This is a genomic window from Frankia sp. R43 (assembly GCF_001306465.1).
In the GTDB taxonomy this organism is placed as follows: domain Bacteria; phylum Actinomycetota; class Actinomycetes; order Frankiales; family Frankiaceae; genus Parafrankia; species Parafrankia irregularis.
Genome location: NZ_LFCW01000002.1, coordinates 285,379 through 300,836 on the forward strand (window position 1 = coordinate 285,379; position 15,458 = coordinate 300,836).

The 15,458-nt window shown below is 71.0% G+C and carries 15 protein-coding genes and 1 riboswitch; of the genes, 7 read left to right on the forward strand and 8 right to left on the reverse strand.

What is annotated here, in order from left to right:
• Window positions 1–11 precede the first annotated feature (11 nt).
• The 3 genes from ACG83_RS08765 to ACG83_RS08775 form a co-directional block, all read right to left on the reverse strand.
• The gene (locus ACG83_RS08765; protein ID WP_235497795.1) at window positions 12–809 is read right to left on the reverse strand and encodes a GntR family transcriptional regulator; all 798 of its coding nucleotides are present in this window, start codon (window positions 807–809) and stop codon (window positions 12–14) included.
• A 35-nt stretch (window positions 810–844) separates the two neighbouring features.
• Window positions 845–1,294: a flavin reductase family protein gene (locus tag ACG83_RS08770; protein WP_054566509.1), complete on the reverse strand. Its 450-nt coding sequence runs from the start codon at window positions 1,292–1,294 to the stop codon at window positions 845–847.
• Window positions 1,295–1,635: 341 nt separating this feature from the next.
• Window positions 1,636–3,093, reverse strand: coding sequence for a short-chain fatty acyl-CoA regulator family protein (locus ACG83_RS08775; protein WP_054565674.1), 1,458 nt, complete (start codon window positions 3,091–3,093; stop codon window positions 1,636–1,638).
• Between the two features lie 241 nt (window positions 3,094–3,334).
• A riboswitch (cobalamin riboswitch) is annotated at window positions 3,335–3,478 on the forward strand.
• A gap of 232 nt (window positions 3,479–3,710) precedes the next feature.
• Between ACG83_RS08775 and ACG83_RS08780 the strand changes: the two genes are divergently transcribed.
• The 3 genes from ACG83_RS08780 to ACG83_RS08790 all read left to right on the forward strand — a co-directional run bounded on the left by ACG83_RS08780 (window position 3,711) and on the right by ACG83_RS08790 (window position 8,783).
• A complete protein-coding gene (locus tag ACG83_RS08780; protein ID WP_083473210.1) occupies window positions 3,711–6,092 on the forward strand; it encodes a ribonucleoside-diphosphate reductase subunit alpha in 2,382 nt (793 codons plus the stop codon).
• A 41-nt stretch (window positions 6,093–6,133) separates the two neighbouring features.
• A complete protein-coding gene (locus ACG83_RS08785) occupies window positions 6,134–7,189 on the forward strand; it encodes a ribonucleotide-diphosphate reductase subunit beta (protein WP_054566510.1) in 1,056 nt (351 codons plus the stop codon).
• 412 nt (window positions 7,190–7,601) lie between these two features.
• On the forward strand, window positions 7,602–8,783 hold the full coding sequence (locus tag ACG83_RS08790) for a HoxN/HupN/NixA family nickel/cobalt transporter (protein WP_054565676.1): 1,182 nt from the start codon (window positions 7,602–7,604) through the stop codon (window positions 8,781–8,783).
• A gap of 72 nt (window positions 8,784–8,855) precedes the next feature.
• Here ACG83_RS08790 and def read toward each other — a convergent pair whose 3' ends face one another.
• The gene (def, locus tag ACG83_RS08795) at window positions 8,856–9,482 is read right to left on the reverse strand and encodes a peptide deformylase (RefSeq protein ID WP_054565677.1); all 627 of its coding nucleotides are present in this window, start codon (window positions 9,480–9,482) and stop codon (window positions 8,856–8,858) included.
• A 152-nt stretch (window positions 9,483–9,634) separates the two neighbouring features.
• Here def and ACG83_RS08800 point away from each other — a divergent pair, with 152 nt between their 5' ends.
• A complete protein-coding gene (locus ACG83_RS08800) occupies window positions 9,635–10,126 on the forward strand; it encodes a Fur family transcriptional regulator (protein WP_235497799.1) in 492 nt (163 codons plus the stop codon).
• Between the two features lie 53 nt (window positions 10,127–10,179).
• On the opposite strand, the gene ACG83_RS08805 is transcribed toward ACG83_RS08800, so the two are convergent.
• The gene (locus ACG83_RS08805) at window positions 10,180–10,845 is read right to left on the reverse strand and encodes a methyltransferase domain-containing protein (RefSeq protein WP_054565679.1); all 666 of its coding nucleotides are present in this window, start codon (window positions 10,843–10,845) and stop codon (window positions 10,180–10,182) included.
• Between the two features lie 111 nt (window positions 10,846–10,956).
• On the opposite strand from ACG83_RS08805, the gene tsaD reads away from it, so the two are divergent.
• A complete protein-coding gene (gene tsaD / locus ACG83_RS08810) occupies window positions 10,957–12,012 on the forward strand; it encodes a tRNA (adenosine(37)-N6)-threonylcarbamoyltransferase complex transferase subunit TsaD (protein ID WP_054565680.1) in 1,056 nt (351 codons plus the stop codon).
• Between the two features lie 60 nt (window positions 12,013–12,072).
• On the opposite strand, the gene ACG83_RS08815 is transcribed toward tsaD, so the two are convergent.
• The 3 genes from ACG83_RS08815 to ACG83_RS08825 form a co-directional block, all read right to left on the reverse strand.
• A complete protein-coding gene (locus ACG83_RS08815) occupies window positions 12,073–12,927 on the reverse strand; it encodes a LarC family nickel insertion protein (protein ID WP_054565681.1) in 855 nt (284 codons plus the stop codon).
• Between the two features lie 238 nt (window positions 12,928–13,165).
• Window positions 13,166–13,777 (reverse strand): superoxide dismutase, encoded by a 612-nt coding sequence (locus ACG83_RS08820; RefSeq protein WP_054565682.1) that lies wholly within the window; start codon window positions 13,775–13,777, stop codon window positions 13,166–13,168.
• A 70-nt stretch (window positions 13,778–13,847) separates the two neighbouring features.
• Entirely contained in the window at window positions 13,848–14,144 is a 297-nt protein-coding gene (locus ACG83_RS08825) for a hypothetical protein (protein ID WP_054565683.1), read from the reverse strand.
• A 280-nt stretch (window positions 14,145–14,424) separates the two neighbouring features.
• Between ACG83_RS08825 and ACG83_RS08830 the strand changes: the two genes are divergently transcribed.
• Window positions 14,425–14,982 (forward strand): Fur family transcriptional regulator, encoded by a 558-nt coding sequence (locus tag ACG83_RS08830; protein WP_083473106.1) that lies wholly within the window; start codon window positions 14,425–14,427, stop codon window positions 14,980–14,982.
• Between the two features lie 10 nt (window positions 14,983–14,992).
• Window positions 14,993–15,343: an MFS transporter gene (locus ACG83_RS08835; RefSeq protein ID WP_054565685.1), complete on the forward strand. Its 351-nt coding sequence runs from the start codon at window positions 14,993–14,995 to the stop codon at window positions 15,341–15,343.
• The last annotated feature ends 115 nt before the right edge of the window (window positions 15,344–15,458 follow it).

The following is a 15,458-nucleotide window of genomic DNA, read 5'->3' on the forward strand; positions in this document are numbered from 1 at the left end:
GGCCCCGCCGGTCAGCCGCCGGTCGGTCCGGTGCTGGGCGCGGGGCCGGTACCACCTGGCTCCGCGTCGAACATCCGGGCCACCAGCAGCTCGCCGGCGTTGATCACGTGTTCCTCGGAGACCCTGCGGGCACGGGCGGCGTTGCCGGCGGCGAGCGCGTCGACGATGTCGTCGTGCTCCCGCAGCGCGCAGCCGACCTGTTCGGGCACCAGGTCGAAGAAGGACCACGGCACGATGCGCCCGGTCTGACGGATCAGCGCGATCAGCCGCACGGAGTCACTGGCCCGGTTGATGGCCCGGTGGAAGCAGAAGTTAGCCGTCCTCGGATCGCCGCCCTGCTCGACCGCGTGCCGGACGTCGCCGGCCAGCCGCCGCACCTGGGCCAGCTGGGAGGCGGAGATGCGCTGCGCCGCCCACGCCGCCGCCGCTCCGGAGAGCATCGAGATCAGGGCGAAGTTGTCCTCGACGTCCCGGCGGCTCAGGCCGACGACGGTGATCCCGCTGCGGGGCGCGATCCGGACCAGGCCCTCATGCTGGAGGGCCAGGCACGCCTCCCGGATCGGCGTCCGGCTGGTACCGAGGCGGTAGGCCGTGTCGTCGAGGTCGAGACGCGACCCCGGGCGCAGCTGGCCGGTCATGATCTCGTCGCGCAGGACGTCGGCCACCCGGTCACGGGCGGTCGCGCCCAGGCGCAGGCGCCGGACACCCCCTGCGGTGTCCGGTCCCGCGCCGGAGGGCGACGTCAGCGCGTTCTCTGCCGCGCCGCCCAGGGCTGAGGCTCCCAGGGGAGAACGCTCAGATGCCGACACGGAATCCACGGTATATCAGAACATGATGATGTTGCTCAGGTCGCGTCGCCGATCCGGTGGAAACGGCGGCGGAAGTACACCGCGGGCGGATCCTCGCCGAGGCGGGTCCGGGTGACCCGGCCGATCAGGATCGAATGGTCGCCGGCCGGGTGCACCTCATGGGCGGCGCACTCGAGTGTCACGCAGGCCTCGTCGAGCACCGGCAGGCCCTGCTCGTCGGGGCGGAATCCCGCGTCGGTGAACTTGTCCGCGCCGCGGGTGGCGAAACGGACCGCGAGCGCCGCGTGCGCCGGCGGCACGACGTGCACGATGAACCGGGACGCCTGTTCGAACGCGGGGTGGCACTGCGCCGTCGCGGCGAGGCACACGAGCACCAGCGGCGGATCCATCGAGACCGAGCAGAACGAGCTCGCGGTGAAGCCCCACCAGCGGCCCTCGGCGTCCGCGGTCGTCACGATCGTGACCCCGCTCGGAAAGGACGCCATCGCCTCGCGGAAGAGGCGGGAGTCGTCCGCGGTGGCCGGGAGTGCGGTCACGGGCCGACAGCCGTTGTCGCCGCGGTGGGGGCTTCCTGTCGGCACATGCGGACCACCTTTCGATCTGCCGGCCCCGCCTCCCCAGGCGAGGTCACGGGGCACAGGCGAGACAGGTTCCGGGAGACCGAACCGCCGCTGGTTCGGCATCTGGACGTACGAGGACGACCGGGATCTACTCTGACATCTGATATATCAATCGTCAATCGGTTGGCGGCGCAGGTCCCGGCGGCTGACGGCCAGCGGTCGATGGCGGGGCGGTTGTCGGTCCCGGAGAGCCCGTGGACCGGGCCTCAGCGTGGCAGCACGGGGTAGGGCACGTAGGTGCTGCGGTCCTCGGTCACGGCCAGGTCGTGCCCGAGGCGGGGGAAGGCGCGCTGCGCGCAGTCGTCGCGCTCGCACACCCGGCACCCGGCACCGATCGGGGTGGCCGCCGCCGGGTCGTCCAGGTCGAGCCCGGTGGCGTAGACGAGGCGCGGCGCGTGCCGGATCTCGCAGCCCAGCCCGATCGCGAACATCTTGCCCGGCGCGCCCCATCGGCCGCGGCCGCGAGTGACCGTCCGTGCGATCCACAGATAACGCCGGCCGTCCGGCATGGACGCGACCTGGCGCTGCACCGTGCCCGGTGCGGAGAAGGCCAGGTAGACCGTCCACAGCGGGCACGTCCCGCCGCCGCGCGAGAAATGGAAGCCGGTCGCGGACTGCCGCTTGGACATGTTCCCCGCCCGGTCGACCCGGACGAACGAGAACGGCACCCCGGGCGCGGCCGAACGCTGGAGCGTGCTCAGTCGGTGCGCGGCCGTCTCGAATCCCACCGCGAAATGGTCGGCGAGCCGTTCGATGTCGTATCGGAACGCCTCGGCGGCCTGGTGGAACTCGCCGTAGGGCAGGATCAGCGCGGCCGCGAAGTAGTTCGCCAGGCCGATTCGGGTCAGCGCCCGCGCCCGCGGTTGCACGGGCCGAGCGAGGTCGTCGAGGAGCTCGTCGTGCTCCAGGAACGCGAGCTGGGTCGCCATCCGGAACGCCTGCTGGCCGGCACGCAGATGCCCGGCCAGGCGCAGGACCCGCTCCGCGGGGTCGTAACGATGAAGATCGGACGCCTGAGCCGAGCGGGGATCGCCGGCCGGGATGGAGCTGTCGTCCAGCCGGGCCAGCCGCACGCCGTGCGCGTCCCGCAGCCGGTCGGCCAACGCCCGGCGGACCTCCCCCCGCCGCACGCCGATTTCGGCGGCCAGGACCTCGGCGCGCTCCTCCAGCTCGGCCACATGGTTGTGCCGCCGGTAGAAGAAGTCCCGGACCTCCTCGTGCGGGACGTAGCCGGAATCACCCGCCGCACCGCCCACGGATCCGCCTGCCGCACCGCTTGCGGGACCGGTCGCGGCGGCCAGGTGCTCGGAGGTCTGGCGGTAGCGCCGGTAGAGCGCGATGACGGCCTCGGCGGCCCCGGGGGTGTCGCGGGCCAGCCGTGCCAGCTCGGCCGCCGGCACGGCGAGTTCCGGGGTCACCTCGGCGAAGACCTCGTGCAGCTCCGCGATCAGACGGGCCGGGTCCTGGGCGGCGAAGAACCCCGGGTCCACCCCGAACGTCTCGGTGATCCGCATCAGCACCGGCACCGTGAGAGGGCGGGAGCCGTGCTCGATCTGGTTCAGGTAGCTGGGGGAGATCGCGAGCAGCCGCGCGAGATCCGCCTGGCTCAGCGACCGGCCCTCCCGCAGACGGCGCAGCCGGGCCCCCGCGACAGCCTTGTCCACAGCCGCCAGCCTAACCAGGCGCTCGGCCGCCTCCTGGCCGGCGCGGAAGACGCTGATCGCGCCGTGCGGTGCCGCGGGCGGTCCTCCGCGCGGGTACGCGCGTAGCACCCACCCGCCTCGGCCTGACAGCGGCACGTCGGCAGGGACACAACATGTGGGCTACTTGCACAGATGTGATTCGCACATGTAGCGTCTGCGCCGCAGCTGGTTCGGCTGGCCGGCAAGTCCGGCCGGTCGTCGCAAGAGGGAACCCGGTGGAAGTCCGGGGCTGCCCCGCAGCGGTGAGTGGGAACGACCGCCGTCACAGGCACTGGGAGCGTGCTCCTGGGAAGCGACGGCCAGTAGGTCCGCCGGAGAAGGCGGGTGCCCGCGAGTCCGAAGACCTGCCAGCGCGCCGCGCGCACCCGCGCGCGGCGGTCCGACGGTCTCGAGGGGAGACCGGGATCCGCGAGCCGCACCTGAGTGCCATACCGCCATGTCCGTGGCGGCGTGGCCCGACCTCGTGCCGCCGCCGTTCCTGATCCCTCACAGTCCCGCCGGGCAGCGTCCGACCGGCCGCGAGGAGAACATCCCAGGTGACCCTGACCGACTCGGCTCCGCCCTCCGCCGACCACACAATGCGGGTGCGCCACCGCGACGGCTCCCTGGAGCCCGTGGACGTCACCCGCATCGTCGCCGCGGTGTCCCGGTGCGCGCAGGACCTCACCAGGGTCGACCCGCTGCGGGTGGCCACCCGCACCATCGGCGGCCTCTACGACGGGGCCACCACCGAGGAGCTGGACCGGCTGTCGGTGCAGACCGCCGCCGAACTGATCGCCGAGGAGCCGGAGTATTCCCGGCTCGCGGCCCGCCTGCTGGCCGCCGTGATCGCCGACGAGGCCGCCGGCGCCGGCGTCACCTCCTTCAGCACCGGCATCGAACTCGGGCTGGAACTGGGGCTGGTCGGTGACGACACCGCGCGCTTCGTCGCCGCCCACGCCGCCGAGCTGGACGCCCTGGTCGACCCGGCCGCCGATCACGGCTTCGAGTACTTCGGCCTGCGCACCGTCTACGACCGATACCTGATGCGCCACCCGCACACCCGCGCGGTTCTGGAGACCCCGCAGCACTGGCTGCTGCGGGTCGCCTGCGGCCTGGCCCGTGACGTCACCGAGGCCGCCGAGCTCTACCGCCTCATGTCCTCGCTCGCCTACCTGCCCAGCTCGCCCACCCTGTTCAACTCCGGGACCGCGCACTCCCAGATGTCGAGCTGCTACCTGCTCGACTCACCGCGCGACGAGCTGGAATCCATCTACGAGCGGTACTCCCAGGTCGCCCGGCTGTCGAAGTTCGCCGGTGGCATCGGGATCGCCTTCTCCCGGGTGCGCTCACGCGGCGCGCTGATCCGCGGCACGAACGGCCGCTCCAACGGCATCGTCCCCTGGCTGCGCACACTGGACGCATCGGTGGCCGCGGTGAACCAGGGCGGGCGGCGTCAGGGCGCCGCCTGCGTGTACCTGGAGCCGTGGCACCCGGACATCGAGGAGTTCCTCGAACTGCGCGACAACACCGGGGAGGACGCGCGGCGCACCCACAACCTCAACCTGGCGCACTGGATCCCGGACGAGTTCATGCGCCGCGTGCAGGCCGACGAGACCTGGTCGCTGATGGACCCCGACCAGGTCCCCGAGCTGCCCGACCTGTGGGGGGACGAGTTTGACCACGCCTACCGCGCGGCCGAGCGGGAGGGGCGGTACGTCCGCCAGGTGCGCGCCCGAGACCTGTACGGCCGCATGATGCGCACCCTCGCGCAGACCGGCAACGGCTGGATGACGTTCAAGGACGCCGCGAACCGGACCGGTAACCAGACCGCGGACCCGCGCAACGTCATCCACCTGTCGAACCTGTGCACCGAGATCCTCGAGGTCTCCACCGACAGCGAGACCGCGGTCTGCAACCTGGGCTCGATCAACCTGGCCAGGCACCTGCTGCCGCCGGAGGGGGCGGGCGTCGCGGTCGCCGCGGGTGCCGGGCGGCGCATCGACTGGGAACGGCTGCGCGCCACCGTCCGGACCGCGGTCACCTTCCTCGATCGTGTGATCGACATCAACTACTACCCGACGCCGGAGACCGCGGCGAGCAACCCGCGGTGGCGCCCGGTCGGCCTGGGCGTCATGGGCCTGCAGGACGTCTTCTTCGCGCTGCGCCTGCCGTTCGACAGCCCCGCCGCCCGCCAGCTGTCCACCCTGATCGCGGAGGAGATCGCGCTCACCGCGATGGAACGCTCGGCCGAGCTGGCCCGCGAGTACGGGCCGCACCCGGCGTTCGCCGAGACGAGGGCGGCCCGCGGCGTCCTGCACCCGGACCACTTCGACGTCACGCCGTCGCAGCCGGAACGCTGGGAACGACTGCGGGCCGCCGTCTCCGAACACGGGCTGCGCAACTGCCTGCTGATCGCGATCGCGCCCACCGCCACGATCGCCTCCATCGCCGGCTGCTACGAGTGCATCGAGCCGCAGGTGTCCAACCTGTTCAAGCGCGAGACCCTGTCCGGCGAGTTCCTGCAGATCAACACCTACCTTGTCGAGGAACTGCGCCGGCGAGGCCTGTGGACGGCCCCGGTCCGGGACCGCATCAAGCGTGCCGAGGGGTCGGTGCAGAGCATCGAGGAACTGCCTTCCGAGATCCGCGCGGTGTTCCGCACCGCCTGGGAGCTGCCGCAGCGGGCGCTGATCGACATGGCGGCCGCCCGGATGCCGTACATCGACCAGAGCCAGTCGCTGAACCTCTTCATGGCCGACCCGGCCATCGGCCGGCTGTCCTCCATGTACGCCCACGCCTGGGCCAGCGGGCTGAAGACGACCTACTACCTGCGCTCGCGACCGGCGACCCGCATCCAGCAGGCGACAGTCACCGGCACACGAGCCGCCCGGACACCGGAACCGGAAACGCCGGACGCCGACGCTGCGGCGCTCGCCTGCTCCCTGGAGAACCCCGAGATCTGCGAGGCCTGCCAGTGACCACCGCTCCCGCCCGCGTCGCCCCTTCAACCCCCGCGGCCATGACATCCGCCACCGTCGTGGCGGCGACTGTTGCCGGCGCGGTCACCGCCGGCCGACGGATGCTGCTCGACCCGGGCATGAACCTCACCCTTCGCCCGATGCGCTACCCGGACTTCTACGAGCGCTACCGGGCCGCGATCCGCAACACCTGGACTGTGGAGGAGGTCGACCTGCACTCCGACCTCGCCGACCTGGCCCGGCTCAGCCCAGCTGAGCGCCACCTCGTCAACCGCCTGGTGGCCTTCTTCGCCACGGGCGACACGATCGTCGCGAACAACCTGGTGCTCAACCTCTACCGGCACATCAACGCACCCGAGGCCAGGCTCTACCTTTCCCGCCAGCTGTTCGAGGAGGCGGTACACGTCCAGTTCTACCTGACCCTCCTCGACACCTACCTCCCCGACCCCGAGGAGCGGGCGCGCGCCTTCGCCGCGGTCGAGAACATTCCGTCGATCCGCGCCAAGGCCGACTTCTGCTACCGCTGGATCGACTCAGTCCACCACCGCACCGCCCTGCGTACCCGCGCCGACCGCCGGGCGTTCCTGCTGAACCTCGTCTGCTTCGCCGCCTGCATCGAGGGGCTCTTCTTCTACGGCGCCTTCGCCTACGTCTACTTCCTCCGCTCCCGCGGCCTGCTGAACGGGCTCGCCTCCGGCACGAACTGGGTCTTCCGCGACGAGTCCATGCACATGGCGTTCGCGTTCGACGTCGTGCGCACCGTGCGGGCGGAAGAACCAGACCTGGTCGACGACGAATTCGAGGCGGACGTGCGGAGAATGCTCGTCGACGCGGTCGACGCCGAGACGGTATTCGCCACGGACCTGCTCTCCGGCGGGGTCGCCGGGATGACCGTTCCGGACATGCGCCGCTACCTGGAGCACGTCGCCGACCGCCGGCTCGCCGAGCTGGACTTCCCGCCGATGTACGGATCAAGCAACCCGTTTCCGTTCCTGGAGCTGCAGGACGTGCAGGAGCTGTCCAACTTCTTCGAGCGGCGCGTCTCGTCCTACCAGGTCGGCATCACCGGCACGGTCAGTTTCGACGAGGACTTCTGAGCGCTGTGGACGATCGGATTTGTTCGATCGTGTCGGTGAGTGGCGTTCCCATCCGGCTCGGCAGTCCCGCCGGGGCGGCTGGTGGCCATGAGGGCCGACATCCTCCGCGAGGTCGCGTATGGGCAGACGACTGCCGGACAGAGGCGCGGAGCTCCCACCGCGGACCTTATTGCAAGATCTTCGCAATAGGGAGATAGTTGCATTCTGGCCGCACTGACCGGCCGGCGGGCGGCACCCTCCGGCTGGGCGCGCGTCTGGCTTGATCGCACGGAACCCCAGCGCAGCGGCTCCGTGTACGCGTCGCTGAACGGATGGGTTCTCCCGACGGGGCACACGGGGTGACCGCGGGCCTAGTGGGTCGGGTTCCGGTCCCGTGCCTGATGATCCGAGTTCCGTAACGAGGAGATGACACGTGGCTGATCCGGCGCCCGGCACCGTGGATCCGACGCTCGGGGCGCGGCTGGCTCAGTTCCGGCTGAGCCTCACGTCCACAGACAGGCGCTCTCTCGCCGGAATGGGCGGCTTCATCGTCCTGCTGCACGTGGTCGGTTTCGTCGTCCTGTTCGCCCGGGTCACGCCGCACGACTACCAGCTCGGCGGCGACCATCCCGTCTTCACGGCCGGAGTCGGTGTCCTCGCCTACACCTTCGGCCTGCGGCACGCCTTCGACGCGGACCACATCGCGGCCGTCGACAACACCACCCGCAAGCTCATCGCGGACAACGCGGCCCGGGAGGCGGAAGGGCACACCGGGCAGCGCAAGCCGTTGTCGGTGGGGTTCTGGTTCTCGCTGGGCCACTCGACGATCGTCTTCGTGCTCGCGTTCCTGCTGTCGGTCGGTGTCAAGTCACTGGTCGGCCCGGTCGAGGACGACTCGTCCCGGCTGCACACGATCACCGGTGTCATCGGCCCGTCGGTCTCCGGGGTCTTCCTCTGGGTGCTCGGGATCCTTAACCTTGTCGCCCTGATCGGCATCGTGCGGGTGTTCCGTGAGATGCGCCGGGGCCGTTACGACGAGCAGGAGCTGGAGCGACGGCTCGACTCCCGCGGCTTCATGAACCGGTTCCTGGGTGGCCTGACGAAGACGGTCACCAGGCCGTGGAATATCTACCCCATCGGGGTGCTGTTCGGGCTCGGGTTCGACACGGCCACGGAGGTCGGTCTTCTTGTGCTGGCCGGCGGTGCGGCGGCGTTCGACCTGCCCTTCTATTCGATTCTGGTGCTGCCGATCCTGTTCGCCGCCGGTATGTGCCTCATGGACACGATCGACGGTGTCTTCATGAACGCCGCCTACGGCTGGGCGTTCGCCCGTCCGGTGCGCAAGGTCTTCTACAACCTGACGATCACCACGATCTCGGTGATCGTCGCGCTTGTCATCGGAACCATCGAGCTCATCGGGGTCCTCGCTGACCGGCTTGGTATCGAGTCCGGGCCACTGGCCTGGATCGCCGACATCAACCTCGACTACGCCGGCTATGCCATTGTCGGTCTCTTCTTCGTTTCCTGGGCTCTCGCGCTGGCCGTCTGGTATTTCGGTCGGATCGAGGATCGCTGGACTGGCGGTCAGACCGCTTCCTCGACCGGGTCGGTCTGAACGCGCCGTTCACCGGGCCCGGTCGGTCCGCATCGTGGAAACCGGTGGCTCTCCGGCAGCGGTTGGTCGGTATCAGGATGTTCCGTGGGTGTGTCCTTCCGCCTGCCTCGGCTGGGCCTCGCCCACGGTGACAGGGCCGCGGGCCCGGGTCCGCGCCCCGCGGAATATCGAGGGGACGGGGCGGGTGGCCCCTATACCGTTGCGTAGCGCTGCCTGGGCGGTGCGGCGTTCCTCGCCGGTGAGCCGGTCGATGTAGAGCGTGCCGTCGAGGTGGTCTGTCTCGTGCTGGAAGCATCGGGCGAGCAGGCCGCCCGCCTGGTAGGTGATCGCGGCGCCGGTCGTGTCGAACCCGCGGATGGTGGCGGTGGCGGACCGGGTTGTCGGGTAGGCGTGGCCGGGCACGGACAGGCAGCCTTCGGAGCCGTGCTGCTCGTCCGGGCCGGTTTCCAGGACGGGGTTCACGACGACCAGGGGCCGGCGGGGGACGGTGATGTCGTCGGAGTCGTATTCGGTGTCGAAGACGAACACCCGCAGGCCGACGCCGATCTGGGGTGCGGCGAGGCCGACGCCGGGCGCGGCGTACATCGTCTCGATCATGTTGTCGACCAGGCGCTGTAGGGCGGTGTCGAAGGTGGTGACCGGCTCGGCCGGGGTGCGCAGGACCGGGTCGCCGAGGGTGCGGATGGGCAGCAGGGTCATGCAACACTGTTGCATATGCGCTCGGCTGGTCGTGCCTGCCGTTGGTCTCGGCCTGGCGGGTTCCGGTCGGAAGGCGGCTGCTGGAGGATGGCCTTGATGTCGGTGGAGGTCCGGTTTCAGTGAGTGGAGGCGGTCTGATCACGTCACCTGACGTGGATAGCGGGAAGGGTCCGGTCGGTGCGGGAATCGCGGCCCTGCGGCGGTGCGGTGAGCGGGTCACGCCGGCCCGGCGGGCGATCCTGGAGGTGTTGAGCGCGACGCCGGAGCATCTGTCCGTCGACGATGTGCTGGGCCGGGCGCTGGAGATCTCCCCGGGGCTGCATCGCACCACGGTGTACCGGGCGATGGAGACGCTTGGTGAGCTGGGGCTGGTCACGCATGTGCATACCGACCACGGTCCGGCCTTTTACCATCTGGCCGAGTCCCTGGCCGGTGGGCGGCATCTGCATGTCCGCTGCCGGGTCTGTGAGCGGATCGTGGACGTGCCCGCGGACCTGCTGGAGGACGCCGCGCGCCGGCTGCGTGACAGCGTGGGCTTCGTCCTGTTGGCCGACCACACGGCGCTCGCGGGTCTGTGTGCTCAGTGCGCCCAGGCTGGTGGGGTGCCTCAGGCCGGAGGAACGTCGCTGGATGGAGCCGGGTAGCGGTCGACCCGTTCCGTGCGACCGTGCCCGGCGGCCAGCCGCACCTCTGGCGGTCATCTGGTGGGTCTGCCCGCCCTAGCGGCAGCTGAGGTCGAGGCCACGGCGAGGAAGCGGTCCGGAAGGTCGAGGACCTGCGTGGTGTGCCACCCGGCGGCGCCGAGCAGCGCGGTGAGCCGCCGCGGAGCGAGCAGGTGGTCCTGGGCGTCAAGGCCGCTGTGCACCTCGATTAGCTGCAGGCGGGAAAGTGGATGGAAGACCGCCAGGGTGGCGTGCGGCCGGCACACGCGGCGGAACTCCGCCACGGCCAGTGCCGGTTCCCACAGGTGCGGCAGAACCCCGCCGGCGAAGACGACATCCACGCACCCGTCTGTGACGGGGAGCCGGCAGACATCGGCGAGAACCAGGTCGGCCATCCGGCCGCGGCCATGGCTCGCCGCGGTGCGCAGCATCTCCTCGGTGACGTCGAGGCCCACCACCCGCCCATGCGGGCCGATGGCCGCGCGCAGCGCCGGCTGGGCCCGGCCGGTGCCGCACCCCACGTCGAGGGCGACATCGCCGGGCCGGACCCCGATCACGCTCACGGCCCAGTCGATCAGGGCCTCGTCCGGCTGCCCGGGTTGTTCCCAGGACGCGGCCAGTGGTCCGAAGAATCGGCGGGTGGCGGCGAGATCGCCGACAGCCTGCCCGCCGTCGGCGGTATCCGGCGCGTTCGCGGTCACGGTGGAAGCGTAGCCTCACCTGCGACAGAGTTGCATCTGAACCCGTACCAGCCGTGGTCCCACGGCTGGTACGGGCGAACGGCCCTGCGCGTCCCACGGAGGAAACGAGCGATGTCGGTCGTGCTGGGCATCGAGACATCGTGCGACGAGACAGGGGTGGCACTGGTCTGTGACGGTGTCCTGCTCGGCGACGCGCTGGCGTCGAGCATGCGCAGCCACGCCCGTTACGGCGGTGTTGTCCCGGAGATCGCCGCGCGGGCCCATGTCGACGCGCTGGTGCCATGCGTCGCGCAGGCGCTGACGGCCGCGGGGCTCGACGTCACGGAGGTCGGCGCGGTCGCGGTGACGGCCGGGCCCGGTCTGGCCACGGCGCTGCAGACGGGGCTCGCCGCGGCGAAGGCGTACGCGCTCGCCTTGGGCGTCCCGCTGTACGGGGTGCATCATCTGGCTGGCCATCTCGCCGCCGATGTCGTCGACGCCGGCCCCCTCCCGAACCCGCTGGTGGCACTGATCGTGTCGGGCGGGCACACATCCCTGCTGCTGGTGGGGGATCTCGCCCGTGACCCGATCGTGCACCTCGGGGACACTCTCGACGACGCCGCCGGCGAGTGCTTCGACAAGGTGGCGCGGGTGCTTGGCCTGCCCTACTCGGGCGGCCCGGCGCTCGACTGGGCCGCCCGCGAGGGGGACGCCGGCGCGGTGGCGTTCCCCCGCCCGCTTCTCGGCCGGGCTGACGCGCCCTACACGTTCTCCTTCTCCGGCTTGAAGACCGCGGTGGCCCGGTGGGCGGAGCGCCACGGCGCTCCCGTCGGCGCGCGGCTCGCCGACGTGGCGGCGTCCTTCCAGGAGGCAGTCGTCGACGTTCTGACCGCGAAGGCGGTGCGTGCCTGTGTCGACCACGGCGCGCGGGATCTGCTGGTGGTCGGGGGCGTGGCGGCGAACAGTCGGCTGCGTGCGCTGGCCGCCCGGCGCTGCGAGGCCGCGGGCGTGCGGTTGAGGGTGCCCGCGCCCCGGCGGTGCACGGACAACGGTGTCATGATCGCCGCACTGGGGGACCTGCTGGTCCACGCGGGAGCGCCGGCGTCCGCGCTGGACCTGTCCGCGAATCCGGCGGCCTTCCTGCGCGGTGCCATGCTGGATTCGGACCCGGTCGCCTCTCCGCGGTGACCTCTCCGCGGTGACCTCTCCGCGCACCTGGCAGAAGCCGGCCGCAGCCAGATGCCTGTGTCAGTGGGCGTGCGACGCCGTCGGAATGGCGGGAGCCGCCTCTGGCCTGCGTGCTGCCGGAGGTACGTCGTCGGCGGGCGCTGGGCGTTGGACCTCGCGGCACAGGACCGCTCGCAGCAGGTTCGGTGTTCCGGCGGAATCCGCGGTACCGGCGCCGTAGCCGACCGCCTCGACCGTCATCTGCGGCGGCACCACCCCGGGCGGGATGGTGCCGGTCGCCTGGCAGGTGGCGGCGATGATCGCCATGCCGGTCGGGGTGAGCCGCTCGAAGGCGAGATCCCCGGGGGTGGACGGGATACCGCTCCGGCGGAGGATCTCAACGACGGCCGGGGCGGGCACGGGCAGTGTTCCGTGCACGGCCGAGGTCATCCCGAAGCCGGTGACGATGCCGGAGCAGGAACCGCGGGCCACGCCGAGGGCGTCGAGCGCGGCGGCGACGCCGACCACGTCGATGATCGCGTCGAGGGCGCCGACCTCGTGGAAGTGCACGCGGTCCACCTCGATGCGATGGACGTGCGCCTCCGCCTCGGCGAGCACCGCGAAGATCCGCAGTGCCCAGGACCGGACACCGGGCGCCAGTGGCGCGGCGGACAGATGATCGCGGATCCACGAGTAGTGGCGGTGCGCGGGGCCGATCTGCGCCCGCACCCGCGCGTAGGTCCCGGCCAGGCCTCCGCGCGTCGCCGGTTCGACGTCCAGGGACCAGCCGTCGAGCCCGAGCAGGTCAAGCTGCCCGCGTACGGCGTCCAGCGGAGCGCCGGCGTCGAGGAGGGCGCCGAGCGCCATGTCACCGGCGGCACCCGCTGCCGCGTCCCACCTGACCAGGAGGTCGGTGTCCGTCGAGGAGATCGTCACAGGTGCGATTCTGTCGCATCTGGCCCGCCGTCCGTGACGGAGGGCTCGTAGCTCGGTGGTGTCCGAGCCGTCCGGGCGTGACCACTCGCACCTCACGCTTCGTGCGCTGGCCGTCGTGCTCGAACGTGTCGCCGGGCCGACCAGCCGTACGCGGCAGTGGCGGCTTCCGCGAGAGCAACGCCCCGTGCCGGCCGGGTGGTCCGTGTTACCCACCCGGCCGCGAGGACCCTACGCAGGGTCAGACCGAGGCGATCTGCTTGGCGGCGGTGTAGCGGGTGGCGACGTCGGCCCAGTTGACGATGTCCCAGAGTGCGGTGACGTAGTCGGCCTTGACGTTCTTGTACTGCAAATACCAGGCGTGTTCCCAGGCGTCGAACGCGAGGAGCGTGGTGTTGCCGATGCCGACGTTGCTCTGGTGGTCGTAGACCTGCTCGACGAGGAGACGTCCGGAGAGCTGGTCGTAGGCGAGGATGCCCCAGCCGGAGCCCTGGACGGTGGTGGTGACGGCGGTGAGCTGGGCCTTGAAGCTGTCGAAGGAGCCGAAGGACTCGGCGATCGCGTCACCGAGGGCGCCGTCGGGCTTGTCGCCGCCGTCGGGGGAGAGGTTCTGCCAGTAGATCGAGTGCAGGATGTGGCCGGAGACGTTGAAGGCGAGGGTCTTCTCCAGGCCGACGATGGCGCCGAAGTCGCCCTTGTCGCGGGCTTCGGCCAGCTTCTCCAGGGTGGTGTTCGCGCCGGCGACGTAGGTCGCGTGGTGCTTGTCGTGGTGCAGCTCGATGATCTGGCCGCTGATCGCCGGCTCGAGGGCGGCGTAGTCGTACTGCAGATCGGGCAACGTGTACACGGCCACGTGATGTCCTTTGCTGTGAGTGGTGTGGATGGGCTGTCCGACGAGGCGGACGTGTCCGACGCGATCGGCGTCAGACGGGATCGGTGACGTAGGCGTTGCGGATCGCGGCGAGCAGATCCCGCGGCCCGGTCTCGGGCGCGGAGCGGTCCGCGAGATGGTCGAGGGTGATCCCGCACAGGGTCGCGAGGCCGAGGACGAGTTCCGCCATCGCCGCGGCGGGATTGGCGCGGTCGGCTCCGTCGGCCATCACACGCTGGACGGCGGTCCAGAAGAACGCCGGGTCGCTGGCGGAGTCGGTATACGCGGTCATGATCTCGATCGCCACCGGCAGGCACGCGGCCATCGGGTCGGTAGGGACGCTTCCCACGGATCCTGCTCCCCTCGGTCAGCCTGCGACTGAACAGTAGTTGCCTATGATTCGCAGCTGCAAACTAGAGGATCCTGTCAGGGGGTGTTGAGATGGTCGCGCCTTGTGGAAACCGCCACGTAGGGCGTTTGGTCGCGAACCATCCGCGACCCTTGTCGGCTCGACATGCAACCATGTTGCGTGTGGTCGTGTCCTCGCTTCCGGTGGTCGGCGGTCTCGCGGGTCCGAGTGACCACGGGCACCACGGGCCGGAGCGGATTCCGTGTGCGCGGGCGGTGCCGTGACGGGTCGACATCCCGTCCGCGTCGCGCCGCATCCGACTTCGCCGCCGGCGGGGAAGCCAGCGGGTCGGGCGCAGGCCGGTGTCGCGGAACTGCGCAGCCGCGGCGGACGGGTCGCCAGGGCTCGGCGGGCGATTCTGGAGGTGCTGGCGGGGACCTCGGAGCACCTCGGCATCGACGAACTGTTCCGGCGGGCCGTGGCGACCGCGCCCGGGCTGCACCTGACGACGGTGTACCGGGCTGTGGAGCGGCTGGAAGAGCTGGGCCTCGTCGTCCAGGTGCACGGTGACCGCGGCGCGGCCTTCTTCCACCTGTCCGAGGTGGTGGCCGGCCAGTCCCACCTGCACGTCCGGTGCCGGGTGTGCGAGCGGGTCTTCGATGTGCCCGCGGGTCTGCTGGACGAGGCGGCCCGCCGTCTCGACGAGAGCGCGGGTTTTCTGCTGACGCCCGAGCACACGGCGCTCGCGCGTACCTGTCGGTGGTGTCGCGCCCCACGGGACCTGTTCGTGGACGAGCTGCTGTCCGCCCCGCCCACCGCCGCCGCCCGGAAGGGGTGACGGCATAGCCGTGCCGACGCCCGGTGCCCCCGAGGCCACGGGCTCCCCCTGCACGACGGTGTTGTTGCGCCGCGACTCGGTGTTCGTCCGTTTCTGGTGCGCGCGGACGTCCTCACTGTCCGGCACCGCGGTGACGACGGTCCTGCTGCCGCTACTGGTGTTCGACCCGACGGGTTCGGCGGCGTGGACGGCGCTGCTCACCGCACTGGGGGCGCTGCCCTACCTGGTGTTCGGCCTCGTCGCGGGCACGTTCGCCGACCGGGTCGACCGCCGGCGGCTGATGGTCGGGTGCGACCTGGCCAGCGCAGGCCTGCTGGCCTCGCTGCCGCTGGCCGACGCGCTCGGCAGGATCTGTCGGTGACCGAGGTCAGACATTCGTGGGAATCGCGGGTGCTGGTACGGAGAGCTGGCGCCGCAGGCCGAAAACATACGTCCGCGGACGTTGAAATGACGGTCAGTTCGGCCTGACCGCCATA

Excerpts from the sequence above, each read along its gene's own strand:
- def (WP_054565677.1), bottom strand. The coding sequence starts at position 9,482 with ATGACCCTGCTGCCCATCCGCACCCTCGGCGACCCGGTCCTGCGCACC.
- ACG83_RS08785 (WP_054566510.1), top strand. The coding sequence starts at position 6,134 with ATGACATCCGCCACCGTCGTGGCGGCGACTGTTGCCGGCGCGGTCACC.
- tsaD (WP_054565680.1), top strand. The coding sequence starts at position 10,957 with ATGTCGGTCGTGCTGGGCATCGAGACATCGTGCGACGAGACAGGGGTG.
- ACG83_RS08770 (WP_054566509.1), bottom strand. The coding sequence starts at position 1,294 with ATGGCGTCCTTTCCGAGCGGGGTCACGATCGTGACGACCGCGGACGCC.
- ACG83_RS08780 (WP_083473210.1), top strand. The coding sequence starts at position 3,711 with ATGCGGGTGCGCCACCGCGACGGCTCCCTGGAGCCCGTGGACGTCACC.